The organism is Klebsiella sp. 141162 (assembly GCF_050600755.1).
In the GTDB taxonomy this organism is placed as follows: domain Bacteria; phylum Pseudomonadota; class Gammaproteobacteria; order Enterobacterales; family Enterobacteriaceae; genus Klebsiella; species Klebsiella aerogenes.
This window is the reverse complement of the sequence record NZ_JAQIRI010000008.1, coordinates 24,562-41,778: the sequence shown is the minus strand read 5'-3', so window position 1 is coordinate 41,778 and position 17,217 is coordinate 24,562. Positions and strand designations below refer to the sequence as shown.

Sequence of the window (17,217 nt, the reverse complement as noted above, 5' to 3'; positions counted from 1 at the left end):
TCAGCTAAGCTTCCGGGATAACAAGTTGAGTTATGCCGCGTTGTGGGTATTATGCAACGCAAAAGAAACGGAAGGAGAGGAAAAGATGCCATCTTTCGATATTGTCTCTGAAGTCGATCTTCAGGAAGCGCGTAATGCGGTCGAAAACGCAAGCCGCGAAGTCGAGTCACGATTTGATTTTCGTAATGTTGAAGCCACCTTTGAGCTGAATGAAACCAGTAAAACCATCAAGGTGCTGAGTGAGTCTGATTTCCAGGTCAATCAGTTATTAGATATTTTACGCGCGAAGCTGCTCAAGCGCGGCATTGAGGGAAGTTCGCTCGACGTACCAGAAACCTTTGTACATAGCGGGAAAACCTGGTTTGTCGAAGCTAAGCTGAAACAGGGCATTGAGAGCGCAATACAGAAGAAAATCGTTAAATTGATTAAAGACAGCAAGCTAAAAGTACAAACGCAGATTCAGGGCGAAGAAATTCGTGTCACAGGTAAATCCCGTGACGATTTGCAGTCGGTAATGGCGTTGGTGCGTAGCGGCGATCTCGGCCAGCCATTCCAGTTCAAAAACTTCCGCGATTAACACGCAAAGCCCGATGGCGCAACGCCATTCGGGCATTGCGCTGATGTCGATGCCGGAGAAGGCTTAAGCCGCTCTCCGGCAAATCTAGATTTCATTACTGATCCCTTCCGTCCTGCTTTGTAATCCTTCAAAAAGTATTCAGCATATTTTTTCATGACCAACGCCAGATTAGTTTTGCTAATTAATTTCTCAAATTGAACCTCAAAACGATGAATTCATACTTACATGATAAAACATGAGAGTGAATAAACCCCGGAAGAAGAGGGGCATACAGCGTTGATCTCAATCATGAAATAAGGAAAGTTGATTATGCACGGAACGAATTCACTTTTTGTTCATTATTTTAATCGGTGAAACTGTAACGGAGTAAGGATACGGCGTTGTGTGTGCCATTATTTATTACGCATCGCTAAAAAAATTTTGAATTGGTTTAGCAGGCGAGATGAGAACTGATGAACTAACAGCGTTGAAACGAGTCGTTACGCTCGATGCGTGGACAGGGGATGTCTCATATTTTGTATGAATTGAATCAATTTTCTTTGTTCCATGTAGGTATATGCATTCGGCGTAGGCGAGCGCAAAAATACATTTTTAATATATTTAAAAATAATTTATTGAATAGAACTGCATATAACATTTGATGAGTTTACGTGCTTTTCACAGGGATTTTGTATGCATGATGCGTACTTAAAATAGTCAGGGTGAATATTGCTGCATTAGCGCAGATTATTCCTTCTGGCTGCACTCAATCAATACTATCTTAGAAAGGTTCATATGAAATACCACGAAAACAAAAAAAGGTCAGTGAAATTAAACCCGATTGCAGCGTCATTATTACTGCTGATGCCCGTAATGGCGCAGGCGGAAATTTCTATTAAAAATGGCAGCGTTACTGAAGCTTCCAATGGCGTGCCGGTTGTTAATATCGCCAAAGCGAACAGCAATGGCCTTTCGCATAACGTATATGACACGCTGAATGTTGGTGCCGAGGGCGTTATTTTTAATAACGCAACAAGCGCAGCACAGTCCGTGCTGGCAGGGCAGATTGCGGCCAACCCGAACCTTACGGATGGCAGCGCAATGGTTATTCTTAACGAAGTAACTTCAACAAATGCCAGTACCATTAATGGCATGATGGAAGTTGCAGGTGATTCCGCTCACTTAATCATTGCCAACCCTAATGGCATTACGACTCAGGGAGGCGGATTCATCAACGCTGAAAAAGGGACATTGACGACTGGCACGCCAAAGATCGGTGATGATGGGCTGCTAAATGGCTATTCGGTTAATGGCGGAACGATTACGGTAAGTGGATTTCAGAGCGACTCGCCGACCGAAATCCTCGCGCGCAGTATCGTGGTGAATGGCGCTCTTTCTGCGAGTGAACTTAATGTCGTCGCTGGCAATAATGCCCTTAATACTGAGGGGGTGGTGACGGGTGCCGTGACTGCTACTGGCAATGCTAGCAGCTATGGCGTGGATGTATCTAAGTTAGGCGGAATGTACGCGAATAAGATTAACCTCGTCAGTACTGAAACTGGGGTTGGTGTGCGAAATCAGGGAACGATTGCAGGCGGCGATAGCGGTATAAAGCTTACCAGCAATGGGAAGTTAGTTAATAAAAATGCAGCTATCCAGTCTAGTGGCGATATCACCCTGAACACCAACGGTGTTTTAGAAAATAGCGCAGGGAAAATCAATAGCGATAAAATGATCGCTATTGATACTTCGGGTAATAATGTTAGTAATATCAACGGTGGAAATATTTTAGCAACCACGAATAACTATATTACCAGCGGTAAATTCGATAATAGTAATGGTAAACTGGCTGCCGGACAAACGCTGGCTGTCAATACCAGTGGTAATACTTTTACCAATACCGGAAAAGCTAAAACGGCGGGTATTGAGGCGGGTGTCGTTGCAATAGAATCAGGTGATTTTAATAATAACAACGGTCAGATTCATGCTGGCTATGTTGGCCTGAAAAATACATCGTTAACCAATAATGGTGGCACTATTGATTCAACGGGCAATGTCGAAGTTGAAAGTACTGGAAACATTGAAAACGTAACTGGTTTGATCCGTTCCAGTGCTGGTGCTGTAAAATTAACGACAACGAAAGCAGTTAAAAACAACGACAACAAATCGGCCGATACCACGGGCGGTGAATCCTTGGGTATCGTCTCAGGTAATGGCATCGAGATTGCTGCTGACTACTTATTCAACTGGGCTGGCGAAATTGCCTCAGATGGTGATGTGAGCATCCAAACCACCAGTGATATTGATAACTATATGGGTAAAATTGAAAGCAGTAAGACTGTTTCAATTACTGGTCGCGACATCAATACCAGCCAATCCGGTATTAACGGAGGAGATGGTGTAAATATCGATCTCGATAATTACTACAGCCGCTTGGGGGTGATAACTTCAGTAAACGGTGATGTTACTATCAAAGCCAACACCGTGAGCACAGACAGTTCAGTCATTAAAGCTAAAAATATCAGTATCGATTCCGGAGCTGATATCGATGCTAAATATACTATGATGGTTGCTGATCAAAAACTAGCGCTTAATGCGGCAGGCAAAATCACCAGCACCGATAGCGACAAGTTCGGTTTCTATGTTGGTCAATATTTCGGTTATGGAAACCAACAAGGTGGTTTAATTGGTGGTGAGGGTGTTGATATTACGGCGAAAAGCCTGAATAACGAATCCGGTCGTATCATTGCGCAAACCGGTGATGTAAATATTAACCTGACTGGCGATCTTGCCAGTAACAAAGGGCAGATTGTTGCGAATTCCGGGAAAATGACGATTGCAGCGAAGAGAATTGCCGCTGATTATGCAACAATCTACAGTTCAGGCAACATGAAGATTGATGCCAGTGGATTATCGTCCAAAGCAAGTGGCTCTATCGCAAAAAACACGGCTACCGGTATCATCTCTTCTGATAGCGACGTATTGATTAATATCAATGGAGATTATAATAATACCGGCTGGGTGAACGCCAAAGGTAATATGACGGTAAATGCTTCTGGTTATCTGACTAATAACCATGCATTTAGTGCTGATGGTGATTTGAACCTGACGGGGAAAACCATTACTAATAACAGTGATATTGCTGCTGGAAATACGCTTAATATTTCTACAGCAAATGACCTGACCAATAACCTTGGCGCGAACATTTCGGCCAAAACAACTAACGTCACCGCTAAAAATATCTCTAACTGGGCTAACTTAGTTGCTGACAGCGAATTGAACGTCACGGCAAGTAATAACATTTATAATTACGGTAATCTGTATACCAATGGTAAAGCTGTTATCAATGCCAAAAAAATAGTCAATACTGGTTTTTGGGCTGTATTAGGTGGTGCGCAAGGATTTCAGACTACTGCTAATATTGTAAACATTTTTGGTACCGTGGTCGGTAAATAAATCAGGTAGCAGGTGAAAGCAGTAAGGGATTACTGCTTTCACATTATCAGGATATGAAATGGATATTCGACATACATTAATTATTACTTCTCTTTTTTTGGTTGCGCTTCCTGTGGCTGCTGCTGATGTTCAGTTAGGTCGTCTTATAAAAGAACAGCAAAGTAACGATAATGCGTCCTTACAAGACAGAAAAATAGAGCAGAAAGATGTGTATTCTGATGCCACAACAAAGAAATATACTGATAGCACATTCCCGCAAGAAACACCTTGTTTTCAGATCAATGAATTGATTCTTAGTGATGATTTTTTAGATAATAATGAATTAAAGAAAATAGAAAATCAGGTAGTTGGTCAATGTCTCGGAATGAATGGGCTCAAAAAGGCTGCGGTGCTGTTCCAGGATTATTATATAAACGCAGGGTATATTACTACCAGAGTTGAAATTCCAACTCAGGATTTATCAACGAAAAAATTAAAACTGACGGTTGTGCCTGGAAGAATTTCAGAGATCGTTGTTGCTGGAAATGATATAAGCAAGTGGATTTTACCTTTTTCAGTTGGCGATATTCTGAACATCCGAGATCTAGAACAAGGCCTGGAAAACATACAGAGAACCCCTGAGGTGGATGTAAAGATCAACATTCTGCCAGGTTCCGAAAATGGTTCGAGCAAAGTAGTAATAAATACGCAGCGCAAAAAAAAATGGAGCTTAAGGGCTTCCTATAATAACTTCGGCGATCAGAGTACTGGTAGTGAACTTATCGGTGGAACAAGTTATTTATATAATGTCACAGGCTTGAGTGACCTTTTTTATCTTGCAGGGACAGGTAGCCAAACGGGTGGCTATAAGAACGTGAGTACTTATTATAGTGTGCCATTCGGTTATTATGATCTTAGTCTCTATTATAGTAAAAGTAAATCCCATCAAGGCATCGATATTGGTGCATATACTTTTGACTATATTGGCAAGACAGAATACTTCAGTCTTAAAGGCAATAGAATGCTATACCGCAATGTGAACTCAAAATTGTCTGCAAGCGCTGAACTGATCAGACGTAAGTATTACTACACATTGGGTGGGACAGAACTGGTATTGCAAAAGCGTGATATGGGTAATGTACGGTTAGGCGTAAATTATAAGAGAAACTTTACCGGGGCAGCACTGGACTCCACGGTAACCTGGCAGCGGTTTACCAAGGCGTTTGGCGGTACCGATACACCTGATATGCGCACTGGCACTGTTAGTAAAGAAAGTCAAATTGTGAACCTTAATGTGAATTACGTGAAATGGTTAACAATGTTGCCAGTTAACGCCTATTATGAACTTAATTTTGGCGCCCAGTATTCACCGGATAATTTGACGTTACAGGATCAGTTCACGATAGGCGATCGTTGGAGTGTGCGTGGTTTTCAAAATAGTGATGGGATCTATGGCAATAAAGGTTTCTTTTTACAGAACACGCTAAATGCTGTGACGGGTTATAAAGGTCTCATACCCTATATCGGTGCAGATTACGGTCAAATAATTGGTAAGTTACCTTCACAGAACCTTAGTGGCAAAAAAATAATGGGTGGTATTTTGGGGGTCAAAGGGGCTGTCAGAGCTCTGGAATATGATGCTTCGGTATCAGCCCCTTTTATCTATCCTAATAATTTGGATGTCGATGAATATAAATTAAATTTCAACTTTGCGTACCAGATTTAATTCATTGGGGGATGTGCAATGCGTATTGGTACAGATATTGTTGAAGTGGCAAGAATAGAAAAAGCCATTGCCAATGATAAGTCAGGATTTCTTCATCGAGTATTTACGGATAATGAGATCAAAGATATTGATTTTCCTTGCCCTAATTATGAGAGGGCATCAGGATTTTGGGCTGCTAAGGAGTCTCTGGTAAAAGCCATAGGGTATGGATTTAGTCACGGGATCCGTTTCCATGACATTGAGGTCGTTCATGATGAATATGGAAAACCTGAATTCATATTGTCAGGGAGTGTTAAGGAGATTCTAAATAATCAACAAATTATGAATATATCATTGAGTATTTCACACTGCCGGACATATGCGATAGCCGCAACCATAATCTATTAATAAAGGCATTCATGTAAAATGTATAGGTATAGCGATCTTGTAAGTAAAAAGGTGCTGATTACTGGTGCCAGCGGCGACATAGGTCTTGCAATTTGCGAGAAATTTCTTGAGCAAAAATGCACGGTATATGCGTTGTATAAATCAAATGTCGAGCCTTTGATTGCTCTGAAAGGAAACCATGCTAATGGCAACTTACTTAATATTTTGCCATGCGATCTCACAAGCCAGAAAGAAGTGACTGCGTTGTGTGAGCGCTTGACTGTCGAAGCCGGAAGACTGGACGTGCTGGTGAATAATACGGGGATTGTTAAGGATAGCCTCTTTGCATCAATGACCTTTGATGATTTTTATTCTGTCATTAGCATTAATTTACTTAGCTTGTTCCGGTTAACGAAGGAAGCATTAATGCTATTACGTTCAGCGGAAAATCCAGTTGTTATTAATGTCGCATCGGTGGCAGCTCTTGTACCAAGCGTTGGCCAGGCAAACTATAGCGCATCAAAAGGTGCAATATTAAGTTTTACCAGGACACTTGCCGCTGAGCTGGCGCCGCGGGGAGTACGCGTTAACGCGGTCGCGCCGGGGATGATTGAATCTAAAATGGCGAAGAAGGTTCCACGTACAGTTGTTCGTGAAGTGACTAACTCAATTCCATTAAAACGACTCGGAAAATGTGACGAGGTGGCCAACGTTATTGTTTATTTAAGTTCTTCAGCATCTAGCTATGTCATAGGGCAAACCATCGTCGTCGATGGTGGCATGGTAATGCGGTGATATATGTCTAAGTATTCAATACCACCAAAAATTTTTCTTGCTATGGGCGGCTGGCGTCAACCTTTACTCATGGTAGATAAAATAGTCGATTTTAAATACGGAGAGAATGGCTTCATCAAAGTTATAAAACATGTAACTTATAATGATCCTTATCTGCTTGGACATTTTCCGGAAGATCCCATTATGCCAGGAGCGATCATTTCTGAGATATTTGGCCAGGCAAGCGAGTATTATTCTTTTCTCACTGATATCTGTGATATTTATCAACAACACTCGGGTAAAGAACTTAGGTCATTGCGTGATATACATGCTTATATCAAGCATCCGGATATGTTGAGCATAATACATGCAAGGCGTGCTGCGGTGCGTGGAGTGTTAGCATCACAGAATTTGAAATTTAAAGAAACGGCTTACCCGGGAGATACGATTGAAGTGGTAAGCAAGCTGTCATTTTCTGATGATAGTGGGTTTAAACATTATTTAGTTACAGCTAATGTTGGCAAGAAAATTATTAGCCAGGGCGTCATTATTAACTTTAGAGAAATCATTTAATTATCCAAGGAGTTCGGTGTGACAAACATCCATGATGAAATTGATGAAAGAAAAAAAATAATCATCACGATTAAAAACGAAATTATTCAACGCCTGAATGTCCAGCGTGAGGCTCATCAAATAGATGATGATACGCCCTTGTTTGGCAATGGCTTGAAACTTGACTCTGTCGATGCAACGGAGATTATCGTTATGCTTGATAAAACCTTCAACATCCAGGTCTCAGAAGGCGATGATCCAGCCTATATGCGAAGCATAAATAATCTGGCATCTTTCATTCTAAAGAAAAAAACATCCTGAATTGATAAGGTTATATTGAAGGGTATTTTATGAAGTTACTTTCTGATCTCCATTTTAAAAACAATGCGGTTATGGGTATCTATAATCACCAATGCGTACCTTCTTCATATCATGATATTTATGAAGAGTATAAAGCTGTGCGTGAAAATGTCTTGCTGGTAGATTATTCTCATATGTCCATTACCAGTGTGATGGGGGAGGATGCATGGGCGCTTGTAAACTATTTGGTATCTGCTGATGTATCGATCATCCGTGATGAACAGGGTATTTACTCTTTGCTGCTTAACGCTGATGGAACTATCCGCGGTGATGCTTATGTTCTGTGCGCCGCTGAAGGCTATTATATTCTATCAGAGAATCTGACTGCACAAGAAGTTATAAATATCCTGAATGAAATCCTTGTTAAGGCGGATGATTTAGATATTCAGGAGATTCCAGAAATAAAATCGATGGGAGAGGATGACTGGGGCGTCATTATGCTGGAAGGGCCTTATGCCTGGGAAGTAATGGCAGAGGTTTATGGTTTTGATATCATTGGCCTACCTTATTATGAATATATGAATACCAATGATGGACTTATGGTTTTTCGTTGTGGGAAACATGGCGAATTCGCATATCAATTGATTGGTGCACAAGCAACGCTTGTCACCATGTGGATGAAGTTACAAGAAATAGGCGCCAGATATTCGCTGAAAACCGGTGGCTTAGAATATCAACGTCTGGTGAGAATTGAAAATACAGGATGGGATGAAAGTATTTACCCTCGCTATTCCACAAATCCGGTGGAACTGCAAATGCAGTGGGCTATCCAGTATGATAAAGAGGACTTTATTGGTAAGAGTGCAGTCGTGGAGTTATCGCGAAATGGCGCACAACGTAAGCTTATTGGGATCTCTCCATGCGATGAATGTTGTCAGATCGATTCAGATGATCTTGTGATGGTTAATGGACAACAGGTAGGGGTTATTATTAATGCAACATATTCGCCGGCCAGGCAAGCATGGATTGCGTTGGCCCTTATTGATGAATGTTATGCGTTAGCCGATATTTCAGGTTTTAGCCTTAAAACCGCAAATGGTGAAATCGCTGCGAAAACACAGAACTTACCCTTTATTTATAACTTGAGTTTGTTGGTTAATCCCACAACGCATAGCTTTGTTGATGCTTCGAAAGCAAAGAGCGCGTTTGCCACGGTATAACGTTTAGCGATGACAATATTATATCCAGCATCGGTCGGTAGATAATAACAATCGGGATAAAGCATAACATTATGAAAACTAGTAGAAAAAGAGTGGTTATTACCGGTATGGGGATTTTGTCGTCTCTGGCTGACAACATCGCAGACTTCAGGCAAGCGCTGCTGGAGAAAAAAAATGGCATCACTGATAGTGCGCGTTTCTCTAAATGGTTTGCGAACGCCCGTGCGGCTGAAATGCTGCATCAAATTCATTGTCCCGAATTATCGAAAGAGGTTGTCTCATCGCTAGATAATGCTGCACTTTGGGCCTACAAAGTTGGTAAGGAAGCACTAGAGCAGGCAGAACTGGCAACCCATCGGGAGTGCCTGGAACAGATGGGGCTGATTGTAGGCGTTTCTTCTGCAGGCACTGAAGCATTCCTTCCGTTATTTGAGCAGCATATTCAGGACTTTTCGTTACGGAAGGCTCTTTTTTCAGGCAGCTTTTCATCGTGTTGTTCCAGCGCATCTACGTTATTAGGCCTGAAAGGAGGCGTGGAACTCGTTGCAACGGCTTGTACGGCAAGCCCGAACGCCGTCGGTATGGCTTTTGATTACATCCAAAACGGCAAAAGCAAGGCTATGCTGGCTATTGGAACAGAACCTATTTATTTACCCACCTTTGCCGGTTTTTATGCCCTGAACGTTATGCACCCGCAATCGTGTTCGCCATTTTCGGGGCATTCAGGTATGTCTATTGGCGAAGGCGCAGGGGCAATAGTCCTGGAAGAGTATGAGCATGCGGTCGCGCGTGGTGCGACGATTCTCGGCGAAATTCTCTCGTACGCCACCTCGTGTGATGCATACCATGAAACGGGGCCCGACCCGCGAGCTAGCGGCGCAGTGCAGGTCATGCAGAAAGCCATGGCGAATGCAGGTATCAAACCTGAGCAAATTGATTACGTTAATGCGCATGGTACGGGAACGCAGGCTAATGACCAAATAGAAACTCTGGCGATGAAGAAAGTTTTCTCTGGCGCCGAAAATATATTGATCAGTTCTACTAAATCGTATTTTGGCCACAATATTGGCGCCGCCGGTATTGTCGAGCTCATCGCTTGTTTAGTTACCCTTCCGCAGAAGCATGTTCTGCCAACGTTGAATTTTTCGCAGCCGCGCCCTAACTGCGATCTGGACTACGTGGCGAATGAGTTTCGACACAAAGATATCAATATCTTTATGAAGAATAACTACGCATTCGGCGGTAATAATTGCTGCATGATTGTCAGTACCAAACCATGTTCAGTTCCTCTTACCGCCTATGATGCCAAACGTGTTGTTATAACTGGGATAGGTGCCGTATCGGCTATTGGACATACGCTTAATGAAATTCTTCGCTATATCCATGAAGATGCCAGGTCGCTGGAGTTGAGCGGCGTAGTATTTCCTGATGATACGCTTGAAGAGGCTAAAGCGCTGTTGGATGTTGTAGAAAAAACTAATCAGTTTGCGGAAATATTTGGCGAAGAATATCGAGAAGCGGCCTACCGACAGCCGGAGTCAGAAAAGCACTTTAAAACTTACCAGGTGAAAGGCCTCGAACCACGTAAACATTTACGCCGCTATGACCCACGCAAAGCAACGCGCGGCGGTACGTTTGCGCTGATTGCACTTTCAGAAGCGCTGAATAGGGCGAAACGCAAGATTAAACGTGATGGAGAGGAGCTGGGCATGGTTCTGGGGATGGCCCGTGGACCGCAAGAAACTACCTACAAGTATTTACAAAGTTTAAAGCCCGATCCGCGCAAAGTACGTACTTCAGAGTTTCCTGGTTCGCTGATGAACTCGATGACGACATTTTGTGGGATTTCGGAAGGTATAAAGGGATATACGACTACGTTAGCGACCGGTGAAAACGCCGCGCTTGGCGCATTGACTTATGGCTATGAAATTGTTCGCCAGCAACTACAGCCACAGGTCATTGTTGGTGGGGCTGATGAATATTTTCCATCGATGTCCCTGTATATGGATGCGGTGACCAACAAGATTCATATGACGTCAAATGTCGCTGATTATCAGGTATATGCCAAAGAGGAACATGGATATGTTCCTGGTGAAGGGGCCTGTATGCTGTTATTGGAAGACGCGCGTGCAGCAGCTACCCGTGGCGCTGAAATATTGGGAGAAATTGCAGGTTATGGTAAGTCATGCAGTAATTCCTACTTTGATGCGACGCAGATTGAGGAAAAATCTACCGCAATGTCGCTGGCGATCGCTCGCGCGCTTGCCGATGCGGGTATTACCGCAAAAGAGATTGATTTAGTGTGTGGAACTAGTAGTGGCAGCGAAGTTAGCTCAATCATAGAAATTAATGCAATCTATGATTCATTCCATAGCCATAATCCACATGTTCCAGTGGTGAATTATAACGCATTTTTTGGCTTTGTTGCTTCGTCTGCAGGGCTTTTAAACCTGGCGGTGATTCTTGATTGTATTCAAAGACAATCGGTTCCTGCTATTCCATATACACAAAACTTTTCCGACGCAAGAATTAACTTTGTAAAGAAAACACGAGAAATAGCTATCAAATACGCTCTTTTAATTGGCGCTACAGAAGGCGGGAATTATTACGCTATCGTGATTAAAGGATAACAAGGTGAGCGGGAGAGCTATTATTTCTGGATTCAGTGTATCCTTGCCATATGCTGAGAATAGTTCGCTGTTAATTCGAAATCTGCAGCAAGGAAAACGGGTACATTTGTCGCCATGGTTTATATCAGATAACCAGGCTAGAGAATGTGGATTTGCAGAGAATATATTCATTGCGAAACTACAACGAGAAAACGATAGCGCTTTTGAACTGGTGTACAAACTCATTGATGACGCCTTACTACAGGCTGGTCTTAGTAATGACAGCCTGAAAGGCAACAGAGTTAGAGTATATATTACCGGAATAGGCCCTCGTGTTGATGTTATGGATTACAGGAATTTTTATAATTACAATGATATGGAAGATGTTTCGGTAACATCTTCAATTAAAAATCTTTCTGTAAAAAATATGTCGCAGGATAATGTTTCTTATACGCTGGGGCTAAAGTATGAGTTGCAATATTTGCCGCCAAATATGAACTGTACAAGTAACTCATCATTGACGGCTATTCATTTGGTTACCAGGGCAATAGAGAGTGGAGGTATTGACCTCGGGCTTGTTATTAATATTTCAAAAATTAAATATCAGGATCTTGTATTCCTTGCAAGCCAGGGAATGTTGGACAGTAAAATTGTCCAGCCCTTCGGGGTAAACAGCAATGGTGTGCATTTTGCCGAAGGCTATAGCGTTATGTTACTGGAAAGTCAACAACACCGAATGATGCGCGGAAAAAGTCCGGGAGTATGTATTACTTCGGCATATAAGCAAATTAATGCTAGTCGAAGTAATGATGCATCCTGGCAAAGCACCAGCATTTTGAAGTTGATTCATTCATTATTAAATGACGCTGGGGTGAGAAAAGAGGACCTTTGTGGATTCATCCCTCACGGTAATGGAACCTCATCCAGTGATAAAGTTGAAGCAAAAGCGATCGCTATGTTTGCTGGTGAAACCCCGCTTCCCGTATTGGCCTATAAAGGACAAGTTGGTTATACCGCAACGGGATCTGGGGTGATAGACCTAATTATTGGCTATCATTTACTGCTCACGAATGAATTGATTTTTCCTGTTATCAATGACGAAATCATAGATGATGTCGCTTGCCATATCTCCGTAGAAGGAGGTGTGAGGAAGCATGAAAAAAACCATCTTCTGAAGACCGGGTTAGGCGTCGATGGTTCAGTTGTTGCGTTATTAATGACAAATTTGAATAAGAGTTGTGGTTGATATGAATAGTAAGATGTATTTGTCTTCATATTCATTTCTTGAACCTGAAGAACCGTTTAATTTATATTATCCAAACTGGTTAAATGTATGGGAGTCGCATTCATTCAATACCGCGCTCAAGGCAACGGGAGCGAATGGTTGGCGATTTAAACGCTTTGGCACACGTGCCGAAATATATAATCGTGAAATCACAAGGCGACCAGATCATATACCCTATATTAATGCCATGGAAAGAGTGTCGGACGATGCTCTACATAGCTTATCAGCAAAAGAACGGATGCTACTCCTGAAATCACGAACCGCCTTTATCTATATTGATTCATGGGGGGAGTCAGGCGTTTTTGAATACAATATAAGTAGCCTTAACTTATCAACTATTGATACTTTACCTAAGAATTTGATTAAGAAATTTTCTATCAACAACGTGACCTGTAAAATACGAGGTGAAAACTATGCTCTATTTCAGGCAATGGCATTGACACAGGATTATCTTGCTTGGGATGTATTTGATTTTGTCGTTATCTGCGGAGGTTACCGTGCGGTGCCGTTGTTGGCTTTTACCGCAGAAAGTCTTAGCCAAGGCGAAAGGAAAAAGCATCATAAGCATGTTCCTGGCGTGAATGTGTCAATTGAAAGAGTGGGCTGCTTTATATTCAGTAGAAGAGAAAGTCATATGAGAGTGAACTGTGGTCCATATATATCTAATGGTGTAGACCGCTTGTTTGTATCACAATCAGAAAAAAATAATGATATTGACTTGGTTGCCTATGCCGGTGGTATCAATAAATTAATACCACCTTCTAACAAAGGAGTCGATCTCATTACTCGTTATGGTTGTAGCGGCTGCATGACCCCTGCTTTGAGCTGGCAATACATTGCACACCACGCTTTGCATAATGGCTGTCTTCGAACCGTTATCCCTGGGGCAGTCGGTGGCTATGCTTATTTTGATACCTGGTACGAATAGAAGGCCCTATGCGCAGCAATATAACAGAATTACCTGATATATCTCTGTACGGTATACATAAATCTTATGGTCCTCAGGATAACATTACTATTGCACTGAATGATATTAATCTGGATATTGTAAGAGGTGAGTTCGTAGCATTATGTGGCCCTTCGGGAAGCGGTAAGAGTACCTTGCTTAATATACTTTCAGGTATTGATAAACCAACGGCAGGTAATGTTTTTTTTCTTGGCAAAAATCTAAATGCGCTGTCTGAAAAGAATTTGGCGCGACTCCGTAGTCATCATTTAGGGTTTATTTTTCAGTTTTTCAATTTAGTCCCGGTACTAAGTGTTTTTGATAATGTTTTTTATCCCCTGATGCTAAATGGGCATTTCAATGCAAAAGAGGCGAAAGCACGGAGTCTACATTTCCTCGATAGTGTGGGCTTAGCCCACTTAGTTGGGCGAAAGCCAGGCCAATTATCAGGCGGACAACAACAGCGGGTCGCGATAGCAAGGGCGTTAGCGCATAGTCCTGAAGTCGTTGTTGCCGACGAACCGACCGGAAATTTGGATCTGGCCACTGGAGAAGCGATTCTTGACCTGCTGCTTGACATTAATCGGCGCACAGAGACGACGTTTATTATCTCCACTCATTCGACTCAACTACAAGAGCGAGCTCGTCGGAGAGTGGAAATTAAAGATGGAGCAATAATATATGATTCAGCGAAGCAATCTTTGTAGAGTTTTGCTTCTGTGTTTAACCACAGTTATATTTTCAGCATTCGCTGAATCGATACCCACACCTGTTTCGGATCGTGTTTTACAGGATGGGTTACCAGGTGAGCCAAAAGCATTAGCATCGGTCACAGCAAATTTGCTTAAAGAATATGAACGCACTAATAACGTTGGCGTGCTGATCTTTTATTCATGGGGGATGCTGCGGCAAGCAGCTTATTACCTGAGTGTTAATGATCTGATTCACGCCTCTGAATATGCAAAGACAGGATTCTTCTATATGGATGAGTCGGTAGATGTCAATGAAGATAATTTGCTAATCAGATATTTGCGTGCGCGTGTTGATGCCTGGCTTCCGGGTAATTTGGGGCGCTGCGTGATTACGATTGAAGATACCGACTTGCTGATGAGGAATAGAGATAAATTCAGCGTCGAGATTGTTCGGAAGATCAACGAGATGCGTTTACGAGCTCTCCATCAGTGCCATAGCAAACCACAAGAAGAACAATTCCTTCAGTATCTGAGAAGCGTAGGGCAAAACCTTAAAATCGATTATGCAAATAACAATCCGCCTGCGTGGGAAATGGCTGAAGTCGTGCAGGTTATTGTTCCGGTTATTAAAGGTGATTAAATGTCAAGGGATGTGATATTCATTAATGGTATTGTGGCGTTGTTATTGCTATTTGTAGTTTATAATATCATCTTCAACTATGGTGATGCTAAATTTTCATTCCTTAATTTGCTACGGCATCAGCGTAGAACCCTTTCTACTATTTTTGCAATTGTTTTAGGTGGTGGCGCTATATTTCTATATGGTGGTTTTATCAAATACTCTTTTTGGATACTCAAGGAGCAGACGATACGAACTAATGTTGGCCATGTGCAAATTTATAATAAATCCTACTTTGAAACGGCTAATAAGAATAAAAGCCTTATTTCTGACTACATTTCACTAAAGCATAATATATTACAAAATGCCTATTTTTCTAATGCAATTTCGACAATTTCAGGTCAGCTAGAGTTTAGTGGGATTATATCTCACTACGAAAGCGAAACGTCAAATTATTTTTCGGCGCAAGGCATTGAACCATTACCATCTCTGAAGCTAGGAGCATTTGATAAGATAGTCTTTGGAAGCGATTTATCTCGCGTAAAACATAATGAAATTACCATCGGAAGCGGTTTGGCCAAAACACTTGATAGCCACTATGGTGACTGGCTCGATATCCTGGCGGTAAATGTGGCAGGAGGACAGGGCGCTATATCAGTCAAACTCCGTGGCATCTTTGAGTCGGGAATTAAGGATTATGATGATGTTGCACTAAAGATACCTCTTGATACCGCTCAGCGAATCATGGGTACAAATGGCGTCAGTAAAATAGTTATCTTATTAAAACATGATGATGTAGCGCCATTTGTTATTAAAATGAGAGAGTTTATCGCTCAACAGAATTTACCCCTTATCGTTAAGGACTGGAAGGAAAGCTCTATTTTTTACCAGCAAGTTGAAGGCATGCTTTCGGGTATCTATTTTTTTATTAAAGTCATAGTAGCACTTATTGTGATATTTATGATCGGTAATTCAATGACCATGAATATCGTTGAGCGGACTAAAGAGATCACGACACTACGAGCCATCGGTTTACAGTCCAGTCGTGTTACGCTTTTATTCTGGTTGGAAGGTATATATATAGGCATTTTGGGGGCAATCGGTAGCCTTGCTTTTGGTTATACCATTGCTGCGATTATTAATATTTCCGGCATTGCAATGCCTCCTTCTCCAGGGCAGTCAGTTGGATATACTGCATTTATTAAAAGCAATGACGCAGAGTTAATTTGGTTTACCTTGATGTTGCCAATTTTAACGTCAGCCCTGGCTTCTATCATTCCTGCATATCGTGCATCGCGGCTTAATATTACAGATGCATTTAAATCTTCATAGAGGGCAGTATGAGAATTGGCATGTGGTATTTATTATATTTGGCAGTATTACTGCATTCAGCTGCAGTGCAAGCGACAAAAATTGATCAGCAGGCTCTGGAGATTATTCGCAGGGCGGATGAAGTTCGTTCACCAAATGAACCTTTCCGCTATGAAGTGACCGTGTTGGAGTTTAAAGAGGGAGTGGATGAACCTGAAAATAAACAATCTCTTGATATTTCAATGCGATTTATTAAGCCGAAAAACGGTATTAAAGCTGACGCTCGTTCATTGATACGCTTTACTTATCCTCCGCGAGATAAAGGTAAAGTCATGTTATCTGATTGGTATGATTTATGGTTTTATACACCTGAGCTTCGAAGGCCAGTTCCCATTTCGCGTTCACAACGCTTAATAGGCCAGATCTCTAATGGTGATGTTATCGTAACGAACTTCGAATATGCCTATGATTCGACGCTGGAGGGTGTGGAGCCTTGTGGTGATAAAATCTGCTATCGGTTGTCTCTTATTCGTAAATCTGAGGCCGTTACTTATCCAAAAGTGATTTACCTGGTAGAAAAAAACGCCGAGTATCGACCATTTAAGGCATCATATTACTCACTTGATAATCAATTACTCAAGAGTGTTTTGTATAAAAACTATCAAATGGTATTGGGAATGTACCGGCCAACAGAAATTATTGTGCAGAATACTCGGTATGAAAAGGGCTATTCTGTCATGAAGTATAGTAATGTTCGCCTTGAGTCCTTACCAGAATTTCACTTCACGAAGGAGTTCATTCAGAGGGAAGCAAAGTGAAATTGCTT

15 protein-coding genes are annotated in these 17,217 nt (G+C 41.9%); all 15 read left to right on the top strand.

What is annotated here, in order from left to right; translation table 11 throughout:
* Positions 1-85 precede the first annotated feature (85 nt).
* A complete protein-coding gene (locus tag PGR23_RS19040) occupies positions 86-577 on the top strand; it encodes a YajQ family cyclic di-GMP-binding protein (protein WP_045390897.1) in 492 nt (163 codons plus the stop codon).
* A gap of 774 nt (positions 578-1,351) precedes the next feature.
* The gene (locus PGR23_RS19035; protein WP_396279877.1) at positions 1,352-4,012 is read left to right on the top strand and encodes a filamentous hemagglutinin N-terminal domain-containing protein; all 2,661 of its coding nucleotides are present in this window, start codon (positions 1,352-1,354) and stop codon (positions 4,010-4,012) included.
* 58 nt (positions 4,013-4,070) lie between these two features.
* On the top strand, positions 4,071-5,717 hold the full coding sequence (locus tag PGR23_RS19030) for a ShlB/FhaC/HecB family hemolysin secretion/activation protein (protein WP_396279876.1): 1,647 nt from the start codon (positions 4,071-4,073) through the stop codon (positions 5,715-5,717).
* A gap of 18 nt (positions 5,718-5,735) precedes the next feature.
* Complete coding sequence (gene acpS, locus PGR23_RS19025) at positions 5,736-6,104, top strand: holo-ACP synthase (protein WP_088389819.1); 369 nt, start codon at positions 5,736-5,738, stop codon at positions 6,102-6,104.
* A gap of 18 nt (positions 6,105-6,122) precedes the next feature.
* Positions 6,123-6,878: an SDR family oxidoreductase gene (locus PGR23_RS19020; RefSeq protein WP_049059413.1), complete on the top strand. Its 756-nt coding sequence runs from the start codon at positions 6,123-6,125 to the stop codon at positions 6,876-6,878.
* 3 nt (positions 6,879-6,881) lie between these two features.
* On the top strand, positions 6,882-7,430 hold the full coding sequence (locus PGR23_RS19015) for a 3-hydroxyacyl-ACP dehydratase FabZ family protein (protein ID WP_047044488.1): 549 nt from the start codon (positions 6,882-6,884) through the stop codon (positions 7,428-7,430).
* 18 nt (positions 7,431-7,448) lie between these two features.
* On the top strand, positions 7,449-7,730 hold the full coding sequence (locus PGR23_RS19010) for a phosphopantetheine-binding protein (protein ID WP_045390881.1): 282 nt from the start codon (positions 7,449-7,451) through the stop codon (positions 7,728-7,730).
* 29 nt (positions 7,731-7,759) lie between these two features.
* On the top strand, positions 7,760-8,929 hold the full coding sequence (locus PGR23_RS19005) for an aminomethyltransferase family protein (protein WP_047044485.1): 1,170 nt from the start codon (positions 7,760-7,762) through the stop codon (positions 8,927-8,929).
* A gap of 71 nt (positions 8,930-9,000) precedes the next feature.
* Positions 9,001-11,559 (top strand): beta-ketoacyl-[acyl-carrier-protein] synthase family protein, encoded by a 2,559-nt coding sequence (locus PGR23_RS19000; RefSeq protein ID WP_072056480.1) that lies wholly within the window; start codon positions 9,001-9,003, stop codon positions 11,557-11,559.
* Between the two features lie 4 nt (positions 11,560-11,563).
* On the top strand, positions 11,564-12,784 hold the full coding sequence (locus PGR23_RS18995) for a beta-ketoacyl synthase N-terminal-like domain-containing protein (protein WP_047078655.1): 1,221 nt from the start codon (positions 11,564-11,566) through the stop codon (positions 12,782-12,784).
* Position 12,785: 1 nt separating this feature from the next.
* A complete protein-coding gene (locus PGR23_RS18990; protein WP_074165883.1) occupies positions 12,786-13,751 on the top strand; it encodes an ATP-binding protein in 966 nt (321 codons plus the stop codon).
* Positions 13,752-13,759: 8 nt separating this feature from the next.
* Positions 13,760-14,476: an ABC transporter ATP-binding protein gene (locus tag PGR23_RS18985; protein ID WP_063416609.1), complete on the top strand. Its 717-nt coding sequence runs from the start codon at positions 13,760-13,762 to the stop codon at positions 14,474-14,476.
* Positions 14,451-15,101 carry a hypothetical protein gene (locus PGR23_RS18980; RefSeq protein WP_047044475.1) on the top strand — a complete coding sequence of 217 codons (651 nt, stop codon included), beginning with the start codon at positions 14,451-14,453 and terminating at the stop codon, positions 15,099-15,101. Before PGR23_RS18985 ends, PGR23_RS18980 begins: the two co-directional genes overlap by 26 nt.
* Positions 15,102-16,412 (top strand): ABC transporter permease, encoded by a 1,311-nt coding sequence (locus tag PGR23_RS18975; protein ID WP_045390866.1) that lies wholly within the window; start codon positions 15,102-15,104, stop codon positions 16,410-16,412. It abuts the gene before it with no gap.
* A gap of 8 nt (positions 16,413-16,420) precedes the next feature.
* Positions 16,421-17,209, top strand: a complete 789-nt coding sequence (locus PGR23_RS18970) for an outer membrane lipoprotein-sorting protein (protein WP_396279874.1) — start codon at positions 16,421-16,423, stop codon at positions 17,207-17,209.
* Positions 17,210-17,217 lie beyond the last annotated feature (8 nt).

Coding starts and splice junctions, on each gene's coding strand:
- PGR23_RS19005 (WP_047044485.1), top strand. CDS start 7,760: ATGAAGTTACTTTCTGATCTCCATTTTAAAAACAATGCGGTTATGGGT.
- PGR23_RS18980 (WP_047044475.1), top strand. CDS start 14,451: ATGATTCAGCGAAGCAATCTTTGTAGAGTTTTGCTTCTGTGTTTAACC.
- PGR23_RS19020 (WP_049059413.1), top strand. CDS start 6,123: ATGTATAGGTATAGCGATCTTGTAAGTAAAAAGGTGCTGATTACTGGT.
- PGR23_RS18985 (WP_063416609.1), top strand. CDS start 13,760: ATGCGCAGCAATATAACAGAATTACCTGATATATCTCTGTACGGTATA.
- PGR23_RS19035 (WP_396279877.1), top strand. CDS start 1,352: ATGAAATACCACGAAAACAAAAAAAGGTCAGTGAAATTAAACCCGATT.
- PGR23_RS19015 (WP_047044488.1), top strand. CDS start 6,882: ATGTCTAAGTATTCAATACCACCAAAAATTTTTCTTGCTATGGGCGGC.
- PGR23_RS19030 (WP_396279876.1), top strand. CDS start 4,071: ATGGATATTCGACATACATTAATTATTACTTCTCTTTTTTTGGTTGCG.
- PGR23_RS19040 (WP_045390897.1), top strand. CDS start 86: ATGCCATCTTTCGATATTGTCTCTGAAGTCGATCTTCAGGAAGCGCGT.
- acpS (WP_088389819.1), top strand. CDS start 5,736: ATGCGTATTGGTACAGATATTGTTGAAGTGGCAAGAATAGAAAAAGCC.
- PGR23_RS19000 (WP_072056480.1), top strand. CDS start 9,001: ATGAAAACTAGTAGAAAAAGAGTGGTTATTACCGGTATGGGGATTTTG.
- PGR23_RS18990 (WP_074165883.1), top strand. CDS start 12,786: ATGAATAGTAAGATGTATTTGTCTTCATATTCATTTCTTGAACCTGAA.
- PGR23_RS18970 (WP_396279874.1), top strand. CDS start 16,421: ATGAGAATTGGCATGTGGTATTTATTATATTTGGCAGTATTACTGCAT.
- PGR23_RS18975 (WP_045390866.1), top strand. CDS start 15,102: ATGTCAAGGGATGTGATATTCATTAATGGTATTGTGGCGTTGTTATTG.